Origin of the sequence: Bradyrhizobium sp. (assembly GCF_027451485.1) — a bacterium.
GTDB lineage: Bacteria > Pseudomonadota > Alphaproteobacteria > Rhizobiales > Xanthobacteraceae > Bradyrhizobium.
In genome coordinates, this window is sequence record NZ_DAIDJE010000090.1 from 1 (window position 1) to 2,206 (window position 2,206).

Below are 2,206 nucleotides of genomic sequence, written 5' to 3' on the forward strand. Positions count from 1 at the left end.
ATTTGAGCGACGAGGGCCTGCACAGTCAAAGAATATCCGAATGGGCGCGTGAGATCGGTCCGTGGTGGTGCGCTTCAGTCACAGCGGCATGACTGCAACACGCGGAACGCTGGTGGTCATCCAGCGGGACAAGTCGAATGAATGCGTCATCATGGCTGCGCGGGCCTCGTCTTCCCGTGCAAAATCTTGAATTATGCAAATTCCATAACGTTGATTTCGCAGAGTTCATTCTGTGCATAAATGAGGTGCGAAATGGAGCGTACAAATGGTCCAGATCGGATATGCGAGAGTTCCAACGGATGGCCAGTCGCTGACCGCACAGGTGGCCGAGCTCAAGGCCGCTGGCTGCACCGAGATATTCCAGGAGAAGGTCTCCGGCGCGAAGTCGGATCGAAAACAGCTGGCGCGCCTGATCGGCCGTCTGGACGATGGTGACGTGCTGGTGGTGACCCGTCTTGATCGCTTGGCGCGGTCGATCCGCGATCTCTTGAACGTGCTGGGCGCCGTCGCCGACAAGGAGGCCGGCTTCCGCTCCCTGCGCGACACCTGGGCGGACACCACCACTGCGCACGGCCGGTTGACGCTGACGGTGCTGGGCGGCCTCGCCGAGTTCGAACGGGAATTGATCCGCAGCCGCACTGGCGAGGGCCGTGAGCGCGCCAAGGCCAAGGGCGTCGTGATGGGGCGCAAGCCGAAATTGATGCGCCACCAGCAACAGGAGGCGATTGCGCGGCGCGATGCCGGCGAGGCCCTGGTCGACATCGCCCGGTCCTACAACGTCTCCCACAGCACCATCAGCCGGCTGACGGCGGCGCCAGCAATGTAGCAACAAACCGCGCTTAGATTGGTTGCGGCTGGTGCGCGGGACCCGTCACGACGGCGGATTCTTCTTCCTTCGCCTTTCGCTTGAACGGCAACGCGCCGAGCCAGCCGGCTAAATCCTCTGCCCGCCGGTGTTCGGCGGCCCACCAAACGGCGGCTGTGTCGAAATTGTTACTGTCATTTTCATTGTTCATGGCAATGCTCCGATGAGCGCAAATCATAGAAAACGCATCAGGCTACAGACCTCAGCGCGCGGCTGATAACCTCCGCATCTCTGCTACTAGGCGGCCGAGGCAAAATTCACGGTAGATCAGGGTGGGGATCACAGACATGACCGACTCCATTCTTTGTCCTGATGGTGTCCGTCGATCGTTTCCGAATGATGTCGTCGTGGCGCAGGACGGTTTCGTCGAACAAGAAAACGGTTTCGAGCGACGAAGGCGGCCCGCCATGTGGGACGCCCAGGTGATGCGGAAAGGCATTGACGGTGCTTCCGTTCAATCCTGATCGACGATACAGGCCGCGACAGGCTGCGGCCGGGCGACGATCGTCAAGATCGCGAAGCGGCTCAAGGCAGCCTGATTGCCATCACCGCAGCGGGGCACGGCAGGATCGCGGCAGCGCGGTAGGAGTATGATCCAGCATCGGTCATATTGCTGTTCGCTCTGTTGCCGACGCGCTGGGGCATCAAGTGTAAGGTGCCAAATGCCGAATGGTCCAATGCCACCGACGCCTACACGTTCCGCGTTAGCCGCCTACGCAATCCTATTGCCGTTCCTGATTTTGGCCGTTCTGACATCGCCGTTCTGGGCCGGCGCTCTTGGAGCCCTAAAGCTCGCGGGACTCGCAAAGACCTGGCTCGCTCGCGTCAACGGTCGCGCTCAGCGCGACACCATGGGCACGCCGTGATCGGGCGGCCGCTTTCCCCCGCTGGTTAGCTCCTTACCCACTTTGAGTAATTGCCTTTATTCCCGAAAAGTCTCGGCACGCAGCCCAAATTAAGGACTCGCGCCTCGGCTTTCCTAGGTGCATCCTTTTTTACATCGCGCACGCAAGAGCATCATCGGTGATGAGATCGCCGGTTTTGCTCGCGCCTCCCTCTAACGGAAATGGAGCGTACGCTATGCAACAACGGCGACGTTTCAAACAGACCGAAACCCTGAAAGATCGGCTCGCAGCCTTTGCCAACGAGGCCTTCAAAAAGGCATCCGAAATGCAGCCCAGCCGTGAGCGGGATGATCTAATCAAGAATGCCCGCCGGGCTGAGACGGCGGCTCATATCGACGAGTGGATCAATTCGACGGGCTTGCAGCCCCCCAAGTGAGCGAACCGCCCCTTGATCAGGCAAGGGTGGCGAAGCTTTCGAAAGCGTTGCGCCGGCCCG

2 protein-coding genes are annotated in these 2,206 nt (G+C 60.2%); one reads left to right on the forward strand and one right to left on the reverse strand.

Annotated features, from left to right (window positions below):
- Positions 1–265: 265 nt before the first annotated feature.
- Positions 266–826 (forward strand): recombinase family protein, encoded by a 561-nt coding sequence (locus NEZ08_RS11935; RefSeq protein WP_298107062.1) that lies wholly within the window; start codon positions 266–268, stop codon positions 824–826.
- Positions 827–839: 13 nt separating this feature from the next.
- Here the strand turns inward: NEZ08_RS11935 and NEZ08_RS11940 are convergent, their stop codons facing one another.
- Complete coding sequence (locus NEZ08_RS11940) at positions 840–1,016, reverse strand: hypothetical protein (protein WP_298107064.1); 177 nt, start codon at positions 1,014–1,016, stop codon at positions 840–842.
- Between the last annotated feature and the right edge of the window lie 1,190 nt (positions 1,017–2,206).

Coding starts and splice junctions, on each gene's coding strand:
- NEZ08_RS11935 (WP_298107062.1), top strand. CDS start 266: ATGGTCCAGATCGGATATGCGAGAGTTCCAACGGATGGCCAGTCGCTG.
- NEZ08_RS11940 (WP_298107064.1), bottom strand. CDS start 1,016: ATGAACAATGAAAATGACAGTAACAATTTCGACACAGCCGCCGTTTGG.